Annotated in this window: 16 protein-coding genes; all 16 read right to left on the bottom strand. The window is 68.4% G+C overall.

The annotated features are described in order from the left end of the window. Nucleotides 1-109: 109 nt before the first annotated feature. Nucleotides 110-3622: a DNA polymerase III subunit alpha gene (gene dnaE / locus ACEXHE_RS03920; RefSeq protein ID WP_374784857.1), complete on the bottom strand. Its 3513-nt coding sequence runs from the start codon at nucleotides 3620-3622 to the stop codon at nucleotides 110-112. A gap of 154 nt (nucleotides 3623-3776) precedes the next feature. After that, a complete protein-coding gene (locus ACEXHE_RS03925; RefSeq protein ID WP_374784858.1) occupies nucleotides 3777-4733 on the bottom strand; it encodes an RluA family pseudouridine synthase in 957 nt (318 codons plus the stop codon). Further along, nucleotides 4723-5349 carry a signal peptidase II gene (gene lspA / locus ACEXHE_RS03930; RefSeq protein WP_374784763.1) on the bottom strand — a complete coding sequence of 209 codons (627 nt, stop codon included), beginning with the start codon at nucleotides 5347-5349 and terminating at the stop codon, nucleotides 4723-4725. Before lspA ends, ACEXHE_RS03925 begins: the two co-directional genes overlap by 11 nt. 118 nt (nucleotides 5350-5467) lie before the next feature. Continuing rightward, nucleotides 5468-6238, bottom strand: a complete 771-nt coding sequence (locus ACEXHE_RS03935) for a DivIVA domain-containing protein (protein WP_374784764.1) — start codon at nucleotides 6236-6238, stop codon at nucleotides 5468-5470. Nucleotides 6239-6407: 169 nt separating this feature from the next. Then, entirely contained in the window at nucleotides 6408-6698 is a 291-nt protein-coding gene (locus ACEXHE_RS03940) for a YggT family protein (protein ID WP_356966623.1), read from the bottom strand. Between the two features lie 74 nt (nucleotides 6699-6772). Continuing rightward, nucleotides 6773-7345, bottom strand: coding sequence for a cell division protein SepF (locus tag ACEXHE_RS03945; protein ID WP_374784765.1), 573 nt, complete (start codon nucleotides 7343-7345; stop codon nucleotides 6773-6775). 87 nt (nucleotides 7346-7432) lie between these two features. Further along, nucleotides 7433-8215 (bottom strand): YggS family pyridoxal phosphate-dependent enzyme, encoded by a 783-nt coding sequence (locus ACEXHE_RS03950; protein ID WP_374784766.1) that lies wholly within the window; start codon nucleotides 8213-8215, stop codon nucleotides 7433-7435. After that, nucleotides 8212-9033 carry a polyphenol oxidase family protein gene (locus ACEXHE_RS03955; RefSeq protein ID WP_374784767.1) on the bottom strand — a complete coding sequence of 274 codons (822 nt, stop codon included), beginning with the start codon at nucleotides 9031-9033 and terminating at the stop codon, nucleotides 8212-8214. The genes ACEXHE_RS03950 and ACEXHE_RS03955 overlap by 4 nt, the downstream gene beginning before the upstream one ends. A gap of 13 nt (nucleotides 9034-9046) precedes the next feature. Beyond that, nucleotides 9047-10270 carry a cell division protein FtsZ gene (gene ftsZ / locus ACEXHE_RS03960; protein ID WP_091696712.1) on the bottom strand — a complete coding sequence of 408 codons (1224 nt, stop codon included), beginning with the start codon at nucleotides 10268-10270 and terminating at the stop codon, nucleotides 9047-9049. A 177-nt stretch (nucleotides 10271-10447) separates the two neighbouring features. Continuing rightward, nucleotides 10448-11257, bottom strand: coding sequence for a cell division protein FtsQ/DivIB (locus tag ACEXHE_RS03965; protein ID WP_374784768.1), 810 nt, complete (start codon nucleotides 11255-11257; stop codon nucleotides 10448-10450). Continuing rightward, nucleotides 11247-12734: a UDP-N-acetylmuramate--L-alanine ligase gene (murC, locus tag ACEXHE_RS03970; protein ID WP_374784769.1), complete on the bottom strand. Its 1488-nt coding sequence runs from the start codon at nucleotides 12732-12734 to the stop codon at nucleotides 11247-11249. Before murC ends, ACEXHE_RS03965 begins: the two co-directional genes overlap by 11 nt. Then, the gene (gene murG / locus ACEXHE_RS03975; RefSeq protein WP_374784770.1) at nucleotides 12731-13870 is read right to left on the bottom strand and encodes an undecaprenyldiphospho-muramoylpentapeptide beta-N-acetylglucosaminyltransferase; all 1140 of its coding nucleotides are present in this window, start codon (nucleotides 13868-13870) and stop codon (nucleotides 12731-12733) included. The genes murC and murG overlap by 4 nt, the downstream gene beginning before the upstream one ends. Then, on the bottom strand, nucleotides 13867-15162 hold the full coding sequence (gene ftsW, locus ACEXHE_RS03980) for a putative lipid II flippase FtsW (protein WP_374784771.1): 1296 nt from the start codon (nucleotides 15160-15162) through the stop codon (nucleotides 13867-13869). Before ftsW ends, murG begins: the two co-directional genes overlap by 4 nt. Nucleotides 15163-15173: 11 nt before the next feature. Further along, nucleotides 15174-16703, bottom strand: coding sequence for a UDP-N-acetylmuramoyl-L-alanine--D-glutamate ligase (gene murD / locus ACEXHE_RS03985; RefSeq protein WP_374784772.1), 1530 nt, complete (start codon nucleotides 16701-16703; stop codon nucleotides 15174-15176). After that, nucleotides 16700-17803, bottom strand: coding sequence for a phospho-N-acetylmuramoyl-pentapeptide-transferase (gene mraY, locus ACEXHE_RS03990; RefSeq protein ID WP_260061797.1), 1104 nt, complete (start codon nucleotides 17801-17803; stop codon nucleotides 16700-16702). Before mraY ends, murD begins: the two co-directional genes overlap by 4 nt. Next, nucleotides 17800-19350 (bottom strand): UDP-N-acetylmuramoyl-tripeptide--D-alanyl-D-alanine ligase, encoded by a 1551-nt coding sequence (gene murF / locus ACEXHE_RS03995; protein ID WP_374784773.1) that lies wholly within the window; start codon nucleotides 19348-19350, stop codon nucleotides 17800-17802. Before murF ends, mraY begins: the two co-directional genes overlap by 4 nt. Between the last annotated feature and the right edge of the window lie 10 nt (nucleotides 19351-19360).

Raw genomic sequence — 19360 nt, forward strand, 5'->3', positions numbered from 1 at the left:
CGTTGCCTTCCTGCTGTCGGATCGAGGACGTGGATTCATCCTAACCCCACATATGGCGTCACCACAACCGAAATCCAACTACATCTTGTGGTTCGCCGCCAGCACTTCTTCAGTCGAGACAGGAGGGGCCCAGGAGCACCTTGAGGTCACCGAACAGGGCCGGATTCGGGTTGACCCGGAACTCGGGCGAGAGCTGGAGGATCTCCACCGAGCGGTTCTTGGTCAGCTTCATCCGCACCTCGGTGGTCCCCGGGTGGACCTTGAGCACATTGCCCAGCTCGGTGACCATCGCCTCGGTGGCCTTGAACGAGGGCAGGGTCAGGGTCACCGGCCCGGTCAGACCGTCGGAGAGATCCGGTATGGTCAGCTCCTGGGCGTTGAGGGTGACCGAGCCGTCGTCGCGCCGCTGGACCCGGCCACGCACCGCCACCACCAGGTCCTCAGCCAGAAGCGTGGCGATCGGCCCGTAGACCTGACCGAAGAACATGACTTCCATCGAGGCGGCGAGGTCCTCGATCTCACAGCGCGCATAGGCGTTGCCGGAGTTCTTGGCGATGCGCCGCTGCAGCGAGGTGATCAGTCCGGCAATGGTGACCATGGAGCCGTCCGGAGCGCCGTCGTCGGAGAGGATGCTGGTGATCGAGTGGTCCGCATGCTGGTCCAGGATGCCACCCAGTCCCTGCAGCGGGTGGTCCGAGACGTACAGCCCGAGCATCTCCCGCTCGAAACCCAGCTTGTCCTTCTTCTCCCACTCCGGAAGGTCCGGAACCTCGATGCCCAGGCCGGCGTCAGCCGCACCGTCGCCTTCGGCGTCCAGCAGCGAGAAGAAGTCGAACTGGTTGTTCGCCTCCTGCCGCTTCTGCACCACCGTGGCATCCACCGCTTCCTCGTGGATGGCCAGCAGCGCACGGCGGGGATAGCCCAGCGAGTCGAAGGCACCGGCCTTGATCATCGACTCGATGGTGCGCTTGTTGCACACCACGGCGGGGACCTTCTTGAAGAAGTCCTGGAAGGAGGTGAAGTCCCCCTTCTCCTCACGGGCGCCCACCATGGCGGTGACCACGTTGGTGCCCACATTGCGCACTGCCGCCATGCCGAAACGGATGTCCTTGCCCACCGGGGTGAAGAACAACGACGATTCGTTGACGTCCGGAGGCAACACGGTGATGCCCATGTGCCGGCACTCGTTGAGGTACATGGCCATCTTGTCCTTGTCGTCACCCACGGAGGTGAGCAGTGCGGCCATGTACTCCGCCGGGTAGTGCGCCTTGAGGTAGGCCGTCCAATAGGAGACCAGACCATAGGCGGCCGAGTGCGCCTTGTTGAAGGCGTAGTCCGAGAACGGCAGCAGGATGTCCCACAGCGCCTTGACGGCGGCCTCAGAGTAGCCGCGGTCGATCATGCCCTGGTGGAAGGCCTCATACTGCTTGTCCAGCTCGGACTTCTTCTTCTTGCCCATCGCCCGGCGCAGGATGTCCGCCTGGCCCAGCGAGTAGCCGGCGACCTTCTGGGCGATCGCCATCACCTGCTCCTGATAGACGATCAGGCCGTAGGTGGTGTCCAGGATCTCTCGCAGCGGCTCCTCCAGCTCCGGGTGAATCGGGGTGATCTCCTGCTGGCCGTTCTTGCGCAGGGCGTAGTTGGTGTGGGAATTGGCACCCATGGGTCCGGGCCGGTAAAGCGCGATGGTCGCCGAGATGTCCTCGAAGTTGTCCGGCTTCATCATCTTCAGCAGCGACCGCATGGGGCCGCCGTCCAGCTGGAACACGCCCAGGGTGTCGCCCCGGGCCAGGAGGGCATAGGACTCCGCATCGTCGAAGTTCAGCCCTTCCAGGTCCAGGGTGATCCCCTGGTTGGCGGTGATGTTCTCCAGGGCGTCGGAGATGATGGTGAGGTTCCGCAGCCCCAGGAAGTCCATCTTGATCAGTCCGAGCCCCTCGGCCGTGGGGTAGTCGAACTGGGTGATGACCTGGCCGTCCTGCAGGCGCCGCATGATGGGGATGACGTCGATGATCGGCTCGGAGGACATGATCACGCCGGCGGCGTGCACGCCCCACTGACGCTTCAGGCCCTCGATGCCCTTCGCCGTCTCGAAGACCTTCGCGGACTCCGGATCCGAGGCGACGAGCTCCCGGAACTCCCCGGCCTCGCCGTAACGCGGCGCATCCTTGTCCTCGATGTCCTTGAGCGGAATGTCCTTGGCCATCACCGCCGGCGGCAGCGCCTTGGTCAGCGTCTCCCCCATGGAGAAGGGCTTGCCCATCACACGGGCCGAATCCTTCAGGGCCTGCTTGGTCTTGATGGTCCCGTAGGTGACGATCATCGCCACGCGCTCGTCCCCGTACTTCTCGGTGACGTAGTCGATCACCTCCGAGCGGCGGCGATCATCGAAGTCGACGTCGAAGTCGGGCATGGAGACACGGTCCGGGTTGAGGAACCGCTCGAAGATCAGCCCGTGCTCCAGGGGGTCCAGCTCGGTGATCTTCAGAGCATAGGCCACCATGGAACCGGCGCCGGAGCCACGTCCCGGGCCCACGCGGATGCCGTGGTCCTTGGCCCAGTTGATGAAGTCGGCCACCACCAGGAAGTACCCGGGGAAGCCCATGGAGATGATGACCTCGAGCTCATAGTCGGCCTGCTTGCGCACATGGTCCGGAACGCCGTTCGGGTACCGCCCGGCCAGACCGGTGGTGACCTCCTTGATCAGCCAGCTGGTCTCGTCCTCCCCCGGCGGGCAGGGGAACTTGGGCATGTAGTTTGCCGAGGTGTTGAAGGAGACCTCGCACTGCTCGGCGATCACCAGGGTGTTGTCGCAGGCCTCAGACAGCTCGGAGAACAGGGAGCGCATCTGCTGCGGGGACTTCAGGTAGTACTCCGTGCCGGAGAAGGCGAACCGGGAACCGCCCTGGTCGTAGGTGGGCTCCAGCAGGGTCGATCCGGACTGGATCGCCAACAGCGCCTCGTGTGGTTTGGCGTCGTGCTCGTGCGTGTAATGCAGGTCGTTGGTGGCCACCAGCGGCAGGTCCAGGTCCTTGGCCAGCTTGAGCAGGTCGGTGATGACCCGCTTCTCCAGGTCCAGCCCGTGCTGCATCAGCTCGCAGTAGAAGTTCCCGGCCCCGAAGATGTCCTTGAACTCGGCGGCGGCCTCGCGGGCCTCGTTGTACTGCCCGAGCCGCAGTCGGGTCTGGATCTCGCCGGACGGGCAGCCGGTGGTGCCGATCAGTCCCTCCGAATAGGTGGAGAGCAGCTCGCGGTCGATGCGCGGCCATTTGGCGTAGGCCGAGTCCAGAGAGGCGATTGAGGCGGCTCGGAACAGGTTGTGCATGCCCGTGTTGTTCTTGGACAGCAGCGTCATGTGCGTGATGGCACCGCCGCCGGAGACGTCGTCGCCCTTCTGATGCTGCTCGCCCCAGCGGACCTTGGTCTTGTCCGTGCGGTGCTGATGCCCCGGGGCCAGGTACGCCTCGAGCCCGATGATCGGCTTGATCCCGGCGTCCGTGGCCTTCTTCCAGAAGTCGAACGCACCGAAGAGGTAGCCGTGGTCGGTGATGGCCATGGAGTCCATGCCCAGCCGCTCGGCCTCGGCGAACAGCTCGGTAAGCTTGGCCGCACCGTCCAGCATGGAGTACTCGGTGTGGGTGTGAAGGTGAGCGAAGCCCTTTCCCTTGCCGTTCGCTGTCCCTGTACCGGCCGTCGTCGTGGTCACCTGATGCCTGTCCTTCGTCTCGTGCCCGCCTGGCAGGCGCGCCCTCGCCCCGCCTGCCAGGACACCCTAGTCACTCCCCGCGCAACACGCTCAAGGCGTAGCGCAGGTCATCCGGATACTCGCTCTGGTACTCCACCCACTCACCCGTGACCGGGTGCGGGAAGCCGAGTCGGTGCGCATGCAGCCACTGCCGGGTCAGCCCCAGCTCGGAGGCCAGCCGCGGGTCCGCACCGTAGGTCAGATCGCCGGCACAGGGGTGGCGCAGGGCGGAGAAGTGCACGCGGATCTGGTGGGTGCGTCCGGTCTCCAGCGTGACGTCCACCAGGGTGGCGCGTCCGAACGCCTCCACGGTGCGGTAGTGGGTGATCGAGTCGCGGCCGCCCTCGATCACCGCGAAGCGCCAGTCATGCCCGGGATGCCGTCCGATGGGAGCGTCGATGGTCCCGTCCAGCGGATCCGGCAGCCCCTGGACCACCGCATGGTAGGTCTTCTTCGGCGTCCGGTCCCGGAAGGCGTCCTTCAGGACCGTGTAGGCCCGCTCGGTCTTGGCCACCACCATGATCCCGGAGGTGCCCACGTCCAGACGGTGCACGATCCCCTGGCGCTCCGGTGCACCCGAGGTGGAGATGCGGTAGCCCAGACCGGCCAGACCGCCCACCACGGTGGGCCCCACCCAGCCCGGCGAGGGGTGGGCGGCGACACCCACCGGCTTGTCCACCACCACATAGTCCGGGTCATCAGCCAGGATGTCGAGGTCCTGCACGATCTCCACCTTCACTTCCAGAGGGTCAGCCGTCTCCGGCACGTGGACCACCAGTTCGCTCCCGGCACTCACCTTGGCGGACTTCGCCACGATCCGCTCAGCGCGCCGACCGGTGGTGGCCCGCTCGGTCACATGCCCCTCCGCGCACCACTGCGCGGCCACCGTCCGAGAGACGCCGAGCGCACCGGCCAGCACCGCGTCCACGCGCCTGCCCGCCTCCTCCTCCGGCACGGGCACGACGACGACCCCCGGCTCAGGCGTCATGGTCACCGGCACGCTGAGGCTGGGCAGGAGGTTCGGCCCCGTCCTGATGATCCTGCTCACGGGTCCCGTCAGGTCGACGGCCCGTGAACATCAACAGCACGATCCCGATGATCGAGCAGACGATCAACGAGTCGGCGATATTGAAGATGGCGAAGTTCGGCAGGGCGATGAAGTCCACCACATGGCCCACCGCGAACCCCGGGGGCCGGAACAGCCGGTCCGTGAGGTTGCCCAGCACGCCGCCGAGCAGACCGCCGAGAGCCACCGCCCAGACGGCGGAGCGGACGCGGATGATCTGCACGATCACCACCACGGCCACCACGGCCTGGATGATGGTGAAGACCCAGGTGTGCTCCTCACCGATCGAGAAGGCCGCCCCCGGGTTCAGGATGTAGTGCCAACGCAGCAGCGGCGGCAGGACATCGGTGATCTGCCCCAGCTCCATGGTCGATTCGACCCACCACTTGGTCAGCTGGTCAGCGGCATAGCCCAGCACGAGGACCAGGACGGCCAACCAGGCCCACCGGCGCCTGCACTGCGGCAGCGCGGCAGGGACCGGCTCATGCGGGTCCGCCGAGGGGCGGTGTGGATCAGGGGCGGCAGCAGTGGATGGCACGGTGGCGGAGGCTCACGTTTCGCTGGGGCGGTGACGACGCGGGGCCGGCCACAGTGCTCACCGTGGTCGGCCCCGTGCCAGGGTCGCGCCGAATCGGCGCAGTGTCAGATGAGGATGATCAGGCCTTCTCGACGGCCGTCTCCTCCTGGATGGTGGTCTGGCTGTCCAGATCGCGCAGCTGGCCCTCGATGTAGGCCTTCAGACGCGAACGGTAGTCCCGCTCGAAGCCCTGCAGCTGATCGACCGTGCGCTCCAGGACGGTCTTCTTCTCCTCCAGCTCAGCCAGTGTCTTGCGCGAGGTCTCCTGAGCGTCGTTGACCAGGCCGGTGGCCTCAGTCTGAGCCTCGGCGATGATCTCATCGCGCTTCCGCTGGCCCTCGGCCACGTACTCGTCATGCAGGCGCTGGGCCATGGCCAGCACGGCGGCGGCCGACTGGGAGGACTCGGTGATGACCGGCTGGGAGGACGTGGCCTCGACGGGTGCCTGGACCTCAGAGTCGGTCTCAGCGAAGGCAGCCGGGGTGGCGGTCTCGTCCTCGGCGCGGAGCTCGTCGTCCTGGATCTCCGAAGTGGCTCGGGTGCCCTCGTCCTCGGCGTGGTCTGCGGAGACGGGCTCGGCGGGGATGGCCGTGGTGGCGTCCTCGTCCGCCTCGACGACGGACAGGTCCTGTCCGTCAGCGGAGACCGGTGCCGGCACGGCAGTCTCGGAGGCGCCACCGTCCTGGAGCTGGGCCACCTTGCGACGCAGCTCGTCGTTCTCCTGGTTCAGACGGCGCAGCTCCACCACGATCTCGTCCAGGAAGTCATCGACCTCGTCCTGGTCGTATCCCTCACGGAACTTCGTCGGCTGGAATCGCTTGTTGACAACATCCTCAGGCGTGAGAGCCATGTGGTCACCCCATCGTCGTGATCTGCGTTGGTCCTGTCACCACATGGTGGCAGGTCGGTCGTCGTCCACAGGCAGCTCTGCTGCACGGTGGACATTCTGGGTTTCAGGCTACCACTGGCCGCCGGCGCTTCCGGAGTCGGGAACCGGGTGTTCTGGGGCGTTCAGACGGTCAGATGGCGAGGCCTCGAGCCACGGACTTGAGGATGACCACGGCCAGGAACAGGACGAGGAACGCCACGTCGAGGCCGATGCCCCCCAGGTTGACCGGCGGGATCTTGGAGCGCAGCCAGCGCAGTGCCGGGTCGGTCAGCGTGTAGACGGCCGAGGCGATCACCAGCACCAGTCCCTGGGGGCGCCAGGAGCGCGCGAAGGACTGGACCACATCCAGCACGATGCGCAGCACCAGGAGGTACTGGACGAGCGCCAAGGCCAGGTAGATGAGGGAGAAGAGGAGTGTCACGTCAGCCTGTCCACGTCAGTCGTCTCCACGCCGCTGGCCCGGGGTGAGGGCCGAGCCAGGCGGCGGGGCGGCGATCAGCTCTGGTTGAAGAAGGAGGCCTGGTCCTCGCCCAGGGCGGTGTCGTCACCGAGCACCTGGACGTTGACCGGGGTGAGCAGGAACACCTTGTTGGTGACGCGCTCGATGGAGCCGTGCAGGCCGAAGACCAGCCCGGCGGAGAAGTCGACCAGACGCTTGGCGTCGGCCTCGCCCATGTCGGTGACGTTCATGATCACCGGGATCCCGCTGCGGAAGGACTCACCGATCAGCTTGGCGTCGTTGTAGGAGCGCGGGTGCACCGTGGTGATCTGGCGCACGGCGGAGGCGTCGTCCCGCCCCTGGGCTGCACGCTTGATGGGGGTGACCGGGGCGCGGTACTCGCGCTCCTCGGCAGCGGGCCGGGTGCTGACCGCACGGGACCCGACCGAGCGGTCGGCGCGCTCTGCCTCGACAGCCCGCTCAGTACGCGGCTCCGGGGCACGCTCGTAGGACGGGGCCTCTCGCTCCTCACGTGCGTTCCGCGTGTCGGCACGCTGATCCATCTCATACTGATCGTCGCCGTCAGCGAGACCGAGATAGATCATCGTCTTCTTGAGTGCACCAGCCATCGAAATTCCTCACCATGTGGACGTTGCCCGGGTCTTCGGGCCGACTGCTGAGCCGGTGGAGCAGATGCCCCACGGTCATCTTCGAGGTTAACCCACCGCTGGACGCGGTCCCAGGACATCAGTGCCGATCCGCAGGTGTGTCGCCCCTGCGGCGATCGCCTGCTCCAGATCGGCGCTCATCCCCGCGGAGATCCACGCGGCATCAGGATGGTCCTGACGGATCCGGCGGGAGATCTCGGCCAGTTCGGCGAAGGCCGGGGCCGGGTCCTGCCCCAGGGGTGCCACAGCCATCACACCACGCAGCCGCAGCTGCTCGGAGCCGGCGATCCGCTCCGCCAGTGCGGCGACGTCAGTCGGCTGAGCGCCGCCGCGGGCCCCGATCCCGGCAGGCCGCTCCTCGGCCGGTCGCCGGTCCAGGTCCACCTGGATCAGGCAGTCCAGGGGTGCCCGTTCCGGCTCATCCTGATCCCGCCGCTTGGCCTGCTCCCGACCCATCGCACAGTCCAGTGCGTCCACGAGGTCGCCGCGGTCCACGGAGTGGACGGCGGAGGCGTAGCGCACCACATACTTGGCCTTGTTGGTCTGCAGCTGTCCGATGAAGTGCCAGTCCAGGTCCTGGTCGGCCACCTCGGCAGCCTTGGCCCGCGCCTCCTGGTCGCGGTTCTCCCCCACCGCTCGCACCCCGAGCTCGGCCAGCAGGCGCACATCCTGGGCCGGGTGGAACTTGGTGACCACGATCAGCTCGGGGCGATCCTGCCGTCCGGCCGCCCGGCACGCCTCATCCACACGCTCCTGCACGACGGCCAGACGCCGCCCCAGCTCCTCTCGGCGGGCTGGATCGACCCGCGGCTGCTCTGTCGACGCGGTCATGTCTCGGTCCTCCAGACCAGCCCTGCCAGGCGCCCGGCTCCGGGCGCCCGGCGATGCGAATAGAAGCGTTCGTCCTCACGGGTGCACTCCCCGGTCCGATGCACGCGCACCCCGAGCGAGGAGAGCGCGTGTTCAGCACCGGCGGGCAGGTCCAGCGCAGGGGTTCCCCAGGACGTCTGTGCCGCGACCTGCGGCAGTGCCCTGACCGACTCCTGGAACATCCGTTCCGGGACCTCGTAGCACCGGCCGCAGATCGCCGGGCCGATCCAGGCCTGGATCCGCCCCGGCTCACGACTGGCGCCCGCCGCATGCATCTGCTCGACGGTGGCCTCCAGCACGCCGTCCAACAGACCACGGCGTCCCGCGTGCGCCACAGCGGTGGGTCCGTCCCACTGGTCGGACCGCTCCGATGCGCCGGCGCGCTGCGAGACGAACACCACCGGGAGGCAGTCGGCCACCATGATGGCCAACGGGTCCAGTCCGGCCGGGCTGACCTGGGCGTCCGCCTGGACCGGCGCCGAGCCGACGGCGTCCCATCCCCGGCCTCGTGCAGGAACCACCCGGGCCGAGTGCACCTGGTCCAGGTATTCGGTCCGGCCAGCTGGCACGCCCATCACCTCATCCAGGGCCCGACGGCGGCCGGCCACCTGATCGCGCAGTCGCGCCTGGGCCTCGGGGTCCAGGGATGCAGGATCCTGGGCAGGTTCGCCGGGCCCGACGACCTCACCGGTGACGTGGAAGGCCAGGTTCCCGGCCGCCGTCGTGGTGAAGCCCACCTGCAGGCCCGGCGAGACCTGCACACGGGTGCTGAAGACCACCGGGATCAGGCGCTCACTTCAGGAAGTCGGGGACGTCCAGGTCGTCACGGCCGGAGCCGTGGGACTCGGGCTCGACCACGGTGGGCAAGTCCTGCTGGGCAGGCTCCTGGCGGTAGCCGGACTGCTCCACCGGGGCTGCTTGAGGCGCGGAGGAACCCTGCCCGTACCCGTGGTCCTGCCCCTGGGAAGACCGCTGCTGGCTCTGCTGGTCGTTGACCGGCAGAGATCCCGGCAGCGGGGTGTTCTGGCGCTGCGAGCCCTGGGATCCCTGGGCGGGCGCCGAGGTGGCGTCGACCTGGTCGAAGCCGGCGGCGATGACGGTCACGCGCGCCTCGTCGCCCAGGGCGTCGTCGATCACAGCGCCGAAGATGATGTTGGCCTCGGGGTGGGCGACCTCCTGGACCAGGCGGGCGGCCTCGTTGATCTCGAACAGGCCCAGGTCCGAGCCGCCCTGGATGGAGAGCAGCACGCCGTGCGCGCCGTCGATCGAGGCCTCCAGCAGCGGGGAGGCGATCGCCAGCTCAGCGGCTTTGACCGCACGGTCCTCACCCTGGGCCGAGCCGATGCCCATCAGGGCCGAGCCGGCACCCTGCATCACGGACTTCACGTCGGCGAAGTCCAGGTTGATCAGGCCCGGAGTGGTGATCAGGTCGGTGATGCCCTGGACACCCGAGAGCAGGACCTGGTCAGCCGAGCGGAAGGCGTCCAGAACGGAGACGTTGCGATCCGAGATGGAGAGCAGTCGGTCATTCGGGATCACGATCAGGGTGTCGACCTCATCGCGCAGCGCGTCGATGCCGTTCTCAGCCGAGGTGGCGCGACGGCGTCCCTCGAAGGTGAACGGGCGGGTCACCACACCGATGGTCAGTGCGCCGAGCGAACGGGCGATGCGGGCCACCACGGGTGCGCCGCCGGTACCAGTGCCGCCGCCCTCGCCGGCCGTCACGAAGACCATGTCCGCTCCGCGCAGGACCTCCTCGATCTCCTCGGCGTGATCCTCAGCGGCCTGGCGGCCGACCTCAGGGTTGGCGCCGGCACCCAGTCCACGGGTCAGCTCGCGGCCCACGTCCAGCTTGACGTCGGCATCACTCATCAGCAGTGCCTGGGCGTCGGTGTTGATCGCGATGAACTCCACGCCGCGCAGTCCGACGTCGATCATTCGGTTCACGGCGTTGACGCCGCCGCCGCCGATGCCGACGACCTTGATCACGGCCAGGTAGTTCTGAGGTGCTGCCACGTTGTCTGTCCCTTGTTCGGTGTGCTGGACGGTCTGGTTCAAACTGGTCTAACCCTCAGGTTGAAGGTTAGTGTTATGTCAAGTTGAACGCTCTGTAGAAACGTTATGGCCCACACCGAGATCACGCAAAGACCACCACCGCGTGTCGCCGGGACACACCGGTGTGCACCCCTCCGATCAGCGGGTGACCGGCTGATCGGGAATCGAGACGTCGAACTCATCCGCCGGGGCCTCGGCATCGGCTTCGGCCTTCATCAGAGCACGCAGCACGGCCACCTTGGCTTCGGACTCCTCCGCATTGCCCCAGAGCACCGTGCGGTCATCGTCCAGGGTCAACCGCACCGAATCCACGGTGGAGGCCGATGCCGAGACCATCTGGCCTCGGATGTCTGCCGGCAGCGAGCCCAGGACCTGGGTGATCGCACTGAACACCTCGGGGTTCTGCACGTCGTTCACCGAGGAGACCACGGGCAGTCCCCGTGACTCGGCCTCATCCCGGCTCGCCTCGGCCAGGGCCTGGCCCGAGGCGGAGTAGAGGGTGGCCTGCTGGCCACGCGGGACGACCGCCACCGGGACATGCTCGGTGATCTTCACGGCGATCCCGGACGGAGGCTGGGCCTGCACCCGCACCTGGTCCACTGCCGCCTCCTGGGCCAGCAGCTCCTCCACCTCACGAGTGCCCACCTGCGGCAGAGGGCGACCGATCAAAGGCTGGAGCAGCCGCTCTGCCTGGGCCCGCGGCAGCAGATCGGTCCCGCTCACCTGGATGGTGCGCAGGGCCAGCAGAGGAGAGAAGTACAGCACCGCCACCAGGATGCCCAGCAGCACGGCAGCGCTGATCCCGGTGATCAGTCCGATACGTCGGCGGCGCAGCCGCTGCCGGTGATCGGTCTCCGGGAACTCCAACACCTGCCCGTCGGAGTCTGTCGACTCCGACGAGTCGGTGGACTCAGCCGTCCCGCTGGAGCCAGGGCGCTCACCGACCACGGTCGTCCTCGGTGACGCGCTGACGCAGCAGATCCACCAGCACCGGCCCCTGAGCGGTGACGTCTCCGGCACCCATGGTCAGGATGACGTCACCGGGCTGCGCGGCCTCGACGAGATCACGCACGCCCCGGGCGGTGTCCTCTGCCACCGCCCCGGAGCCGTCCACCGCGGGATCGATCCGGTCGGTGATCAGGGTGGCGTCCACACCGGCCATCGGCTGCTCACGTGCGGCGTAGATCGGGAGCACCCGCACCATGTCAGCCGCCGAGAGCGCCTGGGCGAAGCCCTCGGCGAAGTCCCGGGTCCGGGAGAACAGATGTGGCTGGAACATGACCAGGACTCGGTGCTCTCCGGCGACGGTCCGGGCCGCGGCGACGGCGGCCGCCACCTCGGTGGGGTGATGCGCGTAGTCGTCGAAGACACGGACGCCGCCGGCACCGCCACGGTGCTCGAAACGGCGTGCGGTGCCTCGGAACGCCTCCAGGCCGGCGGCGACCTGCTCAGCAGGCAGCCCAGCCGCCTGTCCGGCCGCCAGGACGGCCAGGGCGTTCAAGGCGTTGTGCTGGCCAGGCACGGCCAGGTCCAGGTCCAGAGTCCGACCGTCCTGCAACCGGAACCGCGCCCGCTGGCCGGGTCCGGTGTCCTGGACAGCGGAGGCGCTGGCCTCCAGCATCACGTCCGCCTCCAGGGAGAGGGATGGCGAGCCGTAGGTCACCACCTGCGGCGCCGGGCGGCCGGCCTGGCGCTCCGCTGCGATCCACTCGGCCAGGTGACGTCCGCCGGCGTCATCCGTGCAGACCACGAGGGTGCCCGTGGGCGGCAGCAGCAGGGAGAAGTCGCGGAAGACCTGATGGACGGCCTCTTCGGAACCGTAGAAGTCCAGGTGGTCGGCCTCCACATTGGTCACGATCGCGACCTCGGGGCGATAGTTCAGCAGGGTGCCGTCGGACTCATCCGCCTCAGCGATGAACCACTCCCCTGCCCCGGCACGGGCGTTCGTGCCGAGACCGGCGACGGCCGCACCGACCGCGAAGGTGGGCTCGGCTCCGGCCCGGGTGAAGGCCATCGCCGCCATGGACGAGGTGGTCGTCTTGCCGTGTGTCCCGGCCACGGCGAGCACCCGATGACCGGCCATGGCCGCGGCCAGGCCCTGAGAGCGATGCAGGACGGGGATGCCCAGGCGGACCGCCTCGTCGTACTCCGGATTCCCCGGTCCGGCCACCGAGGAGGCGATGACCGTGTCCACCTGCCCGGCGGCTTCCAGATGGGCGGCGTCGTATCCCACGAACACGGTGGCACCTTCGTCAGCGAGCTGATGCATCACCGGCAGGTCCTTGGCGTCAGTCCCGGACACCGGGACACCCTGCTCCAGCAGGATCCGCGCGATGCCGGAGACACCGACGCCTCCGATGCCCAGGAAGTGGACACGCCCCAGGCTGAGGAGCTCCCCGGACAGGGTGGTGTGTGCGGTCGTCATCTCTTGCCTCCTGCTGCCTCGGTCACGAGGCGGGCCATGGTCTGATCGGCGTCCCGCACTCCCAAGGAGGCCGCGGCGTCGGCCATGCGCAGCAGACGCTCAGGCTCGGAGAGCAGCGGAACCAGCTGGGTGCGGACCCAGTCTGCGGTGAAGGACTCGTCTCGCACGGTCAGTGCTCCCCCGGCGGCCACCAGTCCGCGGGCATTCAGGGCCTGCTCGCCGTTGCCGATCGGCAACGGGACCAGCACTGAGGGCAGGCCCACGGCGGCCACCTCGCAGACCGTCCCGGCGCCGGCGCGGGCCACGATCAGGTCGGCGGCGGCGTAGGCCAGTTCCATGCCGTCCAGGTACTCGCGCTGGTGGTATCCCGCAGCGGTGAGCAGCTCGCCCTGGGAATCCAGGACCGGCTTGTCCCGTCCGGTGAGGTGCAGCACCTGGATCCCTGCCTCCAGCAGTGCCGGCAGCGCCTGGGTCACCGTCCGGTTGATGTTCAACGCGCCCGATGACCCGCCGGTCACCACCAGGGTGGTCAGGTCCGGATCCAGCCCCAGCGCCTGGCGCGCCGGCAGCTGTGCCACGGCCCGGTCCAGGGAGGAGATCTGGGTGCGCATGGGCATCCCGACCCACTGGGCCTTGGGCAGCACGGTCTCCTGGAAGGCGGTGGCCACGAAGGCGGCACGCCGGGCACCGACCCGGTTGGCCAGTCCCGGCCGGGCGTTGGCCTCATGGATCACCACGGGCACGCCCCGGCGGGCGGCCGCCAGGTAGACCGGTGTGGAGACGTACCCGCCCACGCCCACGACCACGTCTGCCTGCCGGCGGTCCAGGATCTCTCCGGCGGCGCGGATGGCCCGGCGCATCCTGCCCGGCAGCCTGACCAGGTCCATGGTGGGGCGCCGAGGCAGCGGCACACGGTCGATCAGGTCCAGCTCGTACCCGGCGGCGGGGACCAATCGAGTCTCCATCCCGGAGGCGGTGCCGACCATGGTGCAGTGCACCGGGCCGTCCCCGTCCTGGTGGCGCAGGGCCTCGGCGATGGCCAACATGGGGCTGATGTGACCGGCGGTCCCGCCACCGGCCAGCACCACCCTGAGGACTCCCGCGGGCGAGGCGGTGGCACCTGTGGCTGCGGTCATGACGTGGCTCCCATGGGCTTGGCGGCGGGGTCGGCTGGAGTCGGGGCTGGAGGCTGTCCCGTCCGTGCCAGGATCGCACGCCTCTCCTCCCGGGCGAAGGACAGCACCACACCCATGGCCAGCAGCACCAGGGTGAGCGCGGATCCACCATAGGAGATGAACGGCAGCGGGATGCCGATCACCGGGAGCAGCCCGGTGACCATGGCGATGTTGACGAAGGCCTGGCCGATGATCCACGCCATGATGGTGCCCGTGCAGATCCGCACGAACAGCGAGTCCGCACGGCGCGCCACCCGGAACATGCCCACCGCCAGTCCGGCGAACAGCGCCAGCACGAGCAGAGCGCCCAGCAGGCCCAGCTCCTCCCCCAGGATGGTGAAGATGAAGTCGTTCTCGGCTTCGGGGATGTAGCTCCACTTCTGGCGTGACTGGCCCAGGCCCACCCCCCACCAGCCGCCGGAGGCCAGGGCATACATCCCGTGGTCCGACTGATAGCACGGGTCCGAGGGGGCATCGCAGTTCTGGCCGAGCCAGGCCAGGATGCGGGTGTTGCGGTTGCCGGAAGCCAGGGCCAGGATCACCACCCCGACGACGGCCACGCCACCGGCGATGGCGAAGTAGGTCAACTTGGTTCCGGCCAGGAACAGTGCCACGGCCAGGATGAGCATGATCACCAGGGAGGTGCCCAGGTCACGTCCCAGCAGGATCAGCGCGACGACGACGGCCCCGCCGGGGAAGACCACCGGCACCAGACTGTGCTGGAGTTTGCCGACCAGTCTGGCCTTGCGCTCCAGCACGGCCGCCGACCACAGGCACAGGGCCAGCTTGGCCGCTTCTGAGGGCTGGGCGGTCTGACCGCCGATCTCGATCCAGTTCCGGTTGCCGCCCACCTCCTTGCCCAGGGGCGTGAACACCAGCAGCAGCAGGATGATGGCCAGACCCAGTGCCGGCCAGGCCAGGGCCTTGAGCTGGTGAGGTCGGAATCGAGAGACGATGAACATCAGGGCGATGCCGCCACAGGCGAAGATCCCCTGTTTGATGAACAGGTCGTACGAGCCGGCGCGGGTGCCGATGTTCTCCACCGATGAGGAGGACAGCACCATGACCAGCCCGATCACGGTCAGCGCCAGCGTGCAGCCCAGCACCAGGAAGTAGGAGGTGGAGGAGGCGGCGCTGCCCTCGATCCATGCCCAGATCCGGCGCAGCAGCGGCGGCGGGGCGACGCTGGAGGATCCTCCGGCCCTGGCTGGTCCCCGGGTGCGGCTCGAGGGCCGATGTGGGGTGGTCACCATGGACGGGCTCCTTAGCTGCCCAGCCCCTTGGAGTCCATGAGGCGGGCGACGGCGTGGATGAAGGCAGTGCCGCGATCGGCATAGGACGTGAACTGGTCCATGGACGCGGCAGCCGGCGCCATCAGCACCACGTCTCCGGATCGAGCCACGGAGTCGGCCGCGCGGACGGCCAGCTCCATGGCCTGGTGCCCGTCCGTGAGGCCGCTACCAGTCTCGCCCACGCCCGGGCCGAGGACCGGGAGGTCCGGCGCGTGTCGCCGCAACGCTCCTGCGAGCTCGCTGGAGTCGGCGCCGATCAGCACCACCGCGCGCAGCCGGTCCCGATGGGACTGCACCAGCTCGTCATAGGTGACGCCCTTGGGCAGCCCTCCGGCGATCCAGATCACGTCCTTGAACGAGGACAGCGAGGCATCGGCGGCATGGGGGTTGGTCGCCTTGGAGTCGTTGATCCACATCACGTCCTCGGCCCGGGCCACCAGCTGGATGCGGTGGTCGCCTGGACGGTACGCGCGCAGACCGTCCCGCACAGCTTCCGGTGAGACGCCGATGGCCCGCACCAGCGCGGCGGCGGCCAGGGCATTGGCCACCAGATGCTGCGGGGCGATCGGTCCCAGGTCCTGCAGGGATCCCAGTTCCAGGGCCTGATGGCGCCGTTCGTCCAGGAAGGCACGATCCACCAGCAGGTCATCCACGACACCCAGGGAGGACAGCCCCGGAGTCTGGGTGGAGAAGGAGACCGCTCGGCATCCCTCCTGGACATCGGCCTGCTCGACCATCCGCATGGTCAGCTCCTGCTGCTCATTGAAGATGCACGCCAGACGGGTGTTCTCGTAGATCTTGGCCTTGTCCGCCCAGTACGCCTCGAACGACCCGTGCCAGTCCACATGATCCTCGGCCACGTTCAGCACGACGGAGGCCGCCGGCTCCATGTGATGGGTCCAGTGCAGCTGGAAGCTGGCCAGCTCGATCGCCAGGGTGTCGAAGCCCTCCGGGTCGCGGATGGCGTCCAACAGGGGCATGCCCACATTGCCGCAGGCGATCGCCCGCTGACCGGCGGCCAGCAGCATGGACTCGACCATCCCCACGGTGGTCGTCTTGCCGTTGGTGCCTGTGATGCACAGCCAGTCCGCGGTCCTGCGTCCGGACCGTTCACGCACCCGCCAGGCCAGCTCGACCTCGCCCCACACCGGGATTCCCGCCTGCCCGGCGGCGACCAGCAGCGGCTGGTCCGGTCTCCATCCCTGGGAGGTGACCACCAGCTCGGCAGGTGCGCCGCCGACGTCGGGAAGTGACTGGACGTGCTGGCCACCCAGCCGCACCTCGCGCACCCCCACGATCCGCAGCGTGTCCGCCTTGGCCCGGTTCTGCTCGGTGTCCGCGCCGTCCACCACCACGATCTCGGCCCCGAGCTCGGCCAGGGTGTCGGCGATGGCGAAACCGGAGACGCCGATGCCGGTGACCACGACCCGCAGGCCGGACCAGTCGGCATCCCAGGTGGTCAGGGTGGCCAGACGTGCGTCGATCGGTGTGGACGTGGTCATCGGCCCAGCACCCACTCGCCGTAGAACAGGGCGACGCCGACGCTCACGCACAGCAGGCCGATCAGCCAGAACCGCACGACGACGGTGACCTCCGCCCACCCCTTGAGCTCGAAGTGGTGCTGCAGCGGCGCCATCAGGAACACCCGCCTGCCGCCGGAGAGCTTGAAGAAGCCCACCTGGATGATCACCGAGGCCGCGATGACGACCATCAGTCCGGCCAGGATGACCAGGAGCAGCTCGGTCCGGGAGAGGATCGCCAGGCCCGCCAGGGCGCCGCCGAGGGCCAGGGACCCGGTGTCTCCCATGAAGATCTTCGCCGGGGAGGTGTTCCACCACAGGAAGCCGGCCAGCGCACCGGTGAGGATCGCGGCGAGCATGGCCAGGTCCATGGGATCGCGCACCTCGTAGCACCCCTCCGTGCCAGGCAGCACCCGGCAGGACTGGTTGGCCTGGAAGATGGTCATCAGCACGTACGCACCGGTCACCATGGCGGTGGCACCGGTGGCCAGGCCGTCCAGACCGTCGGTGAGGTTGACGGCATTGGTGGTGGCCGTGGTGATCAGGTTGGACCAGACCACGAACAGGATGGCACCGAGCAGCGGTCCAGCGAACGCCAGGTCGAGACTGGTGTCCCGGACCACGGAGATCGCCGTGGAGGCCGGCGTCAGGCCCCTCTCGTTGGGGAAGTTCAACGCCAGGACGGCGAAGGAGATGCCCACCACGCCCTGCAGCACGATCTTCGCCCAGGCGGTCAGGCCCAGGGACTGCTGCTTGGAGATCTTGGTGAAGTCGTCGATGAAGCCCACCAGGCCCATGCCCGCAGTGAGGAAGAGCAGGATCATGCCCGAGGCCGTGGGGCCGGCGTTGTCCAGTCCCATCAGGCTCAGGATCCAGTGCGTCAGGAAGTACGCCACAATCAGCGCGAAGACGATGACCGCCCCGCCCATGGTGGGGGTGCCACGTTTGGTCTTGTGCGTGGTGGGACCGTCGTCGCGCACGAACTGGCCGTAGCCTCGCTTGACCAGGACCTTGATGAACAGGGGCGTGCCCGCCACTGTGATGAGCAGCCCGAGCAGGCTGCCGATCAGCACTCCGATCATCGAACCTGCTCCTTCTGCATCCCCGAGGGGTCTTGGTGGTCGGACGCTGCGGGGCCCGGGGCCGGAGTGGACGCGGCGTGGCCGGCAGCCGCCAGACGATCGCCCAGCCACCTCAGCCCCACCCCGTTCGAGGACTTCACCAGCACGATGTCACCGGGCTGCAGGCGGTCGGCCAACAGGGACTCGGCCTCATCCAGGGTGGAGACATGCTCGGCCTCCGCACCCCACGAGCCTTCGTTCACGGCACCGACGAAGAGCGGGCGTGCGCCGTCTCCGACCACCAGCAGCTGGTCGATGTTCAGCCGGACCACGGTCTCCCCGATCAGGGTGTGCTCCCGGATCCGTTGCTCGCCCAGCTCCAGCATCTCACCCAGCACGGCGACGGTGCGGCGTCCGGTCGAGCGTCCCAGGATGGCCAGCGTCTGGAGGGCGGCGCGCATGGACTCGGGGTTGGCGTTGTAGGCGTCGTTGATGATGGTCACGCCGTCCGGACGATCGCATCGCTCCATCCGGTGACGGCTCACCGCGCCCAGACCGTGCAGGGTGGCGGCGATCTGCTGCGGGTCCATGCCGGCGGCGTGGGCTGCCGCTGCGGCCGCCACCAGGTTGGAGGCGTGGTGAGAGCCGATCAGCCCTGAGACCACGTGATGACCCTCGGCGTGCGTGCCCTGGCCGATGCGCAGGGTGAAGTCGGGCTCGCCCATCTGGGAGGTCGTCAGGTCCTCGGCCAGGGCGGAGAAGGCGGCTGATCCGTCCTGCAGCGCCTGGTCGATGCCGGCGAAGGCACCGGGATCCGTGGAGAACCATGCCACGGGGGCCTGGGTGCGTTCGGCCATCAGCCGCACGCGAGAGTCGTCCCGGTTCAGCACGGCCACTCCCGTGGACGTCAGCGCCTCCACCAGCTCGCCCTTGGTGCGGGCGATGTTCTCCACTCCCCCGAAGCTTCCGGCGTGCGCGGTGCCGACCATCAGGACCACGCCGATGTCCGGCTGGACCATCTGGCACAGGTACTCGATGTTGCCCACGTGGTCAGCGCCCATCTCCACCACGAGATAGCGCGTGTCCAGATCGGCTCCGAAGACGGTCAGAGGTACGCCGACCTCCCCGTTGTAGGAGCCGATGGGCGCCACGGTGGGACCCTGGGTGCTCAGCAGCGCCGCCAGCAGGTCCTTGGTGGTGGTCTTTCCGGCAGAGCCGGTGATCCCGATGACCGTGGTGGGCGAATGCGCACGGATCCGTCGCACGATCTCAGCGGCCAGAGCCCCCATGGCCACCACGACGTCGGCCACGATCACGGCAGGATCGACCGTGCCGGAGGTGTCCGTGGTCTCCCGCTCGGCCAGGATCAGCCGGGCTCCGGCACTGCGGGCCGCAGGGATGAAGTCATGGCCGTCGGCCTGCTCACCCGGCTTGGCGATGAACAGGGCCCCGGAGGTGATCTCTCGTGAATCGGTGGTCGCACTGTGGACCACCGTGTCCGGGGAGACGGTGGCGGTGACTGTTCCGCCGGTGGCCGAGGCGATGTCGGCTGCGCTGAGTTCGATCATGACCGCACTG

It is taken from the genome of Micrococcus sp. IITD107, from assembly GCF_041927415.1.
Classification (GTDB): domain Bacteria; phylum Actinomycetota; class Actinomycetes; order Actinomycetales; family Micrococcaceae; genus Citricoccus; species Citricoccus terreus.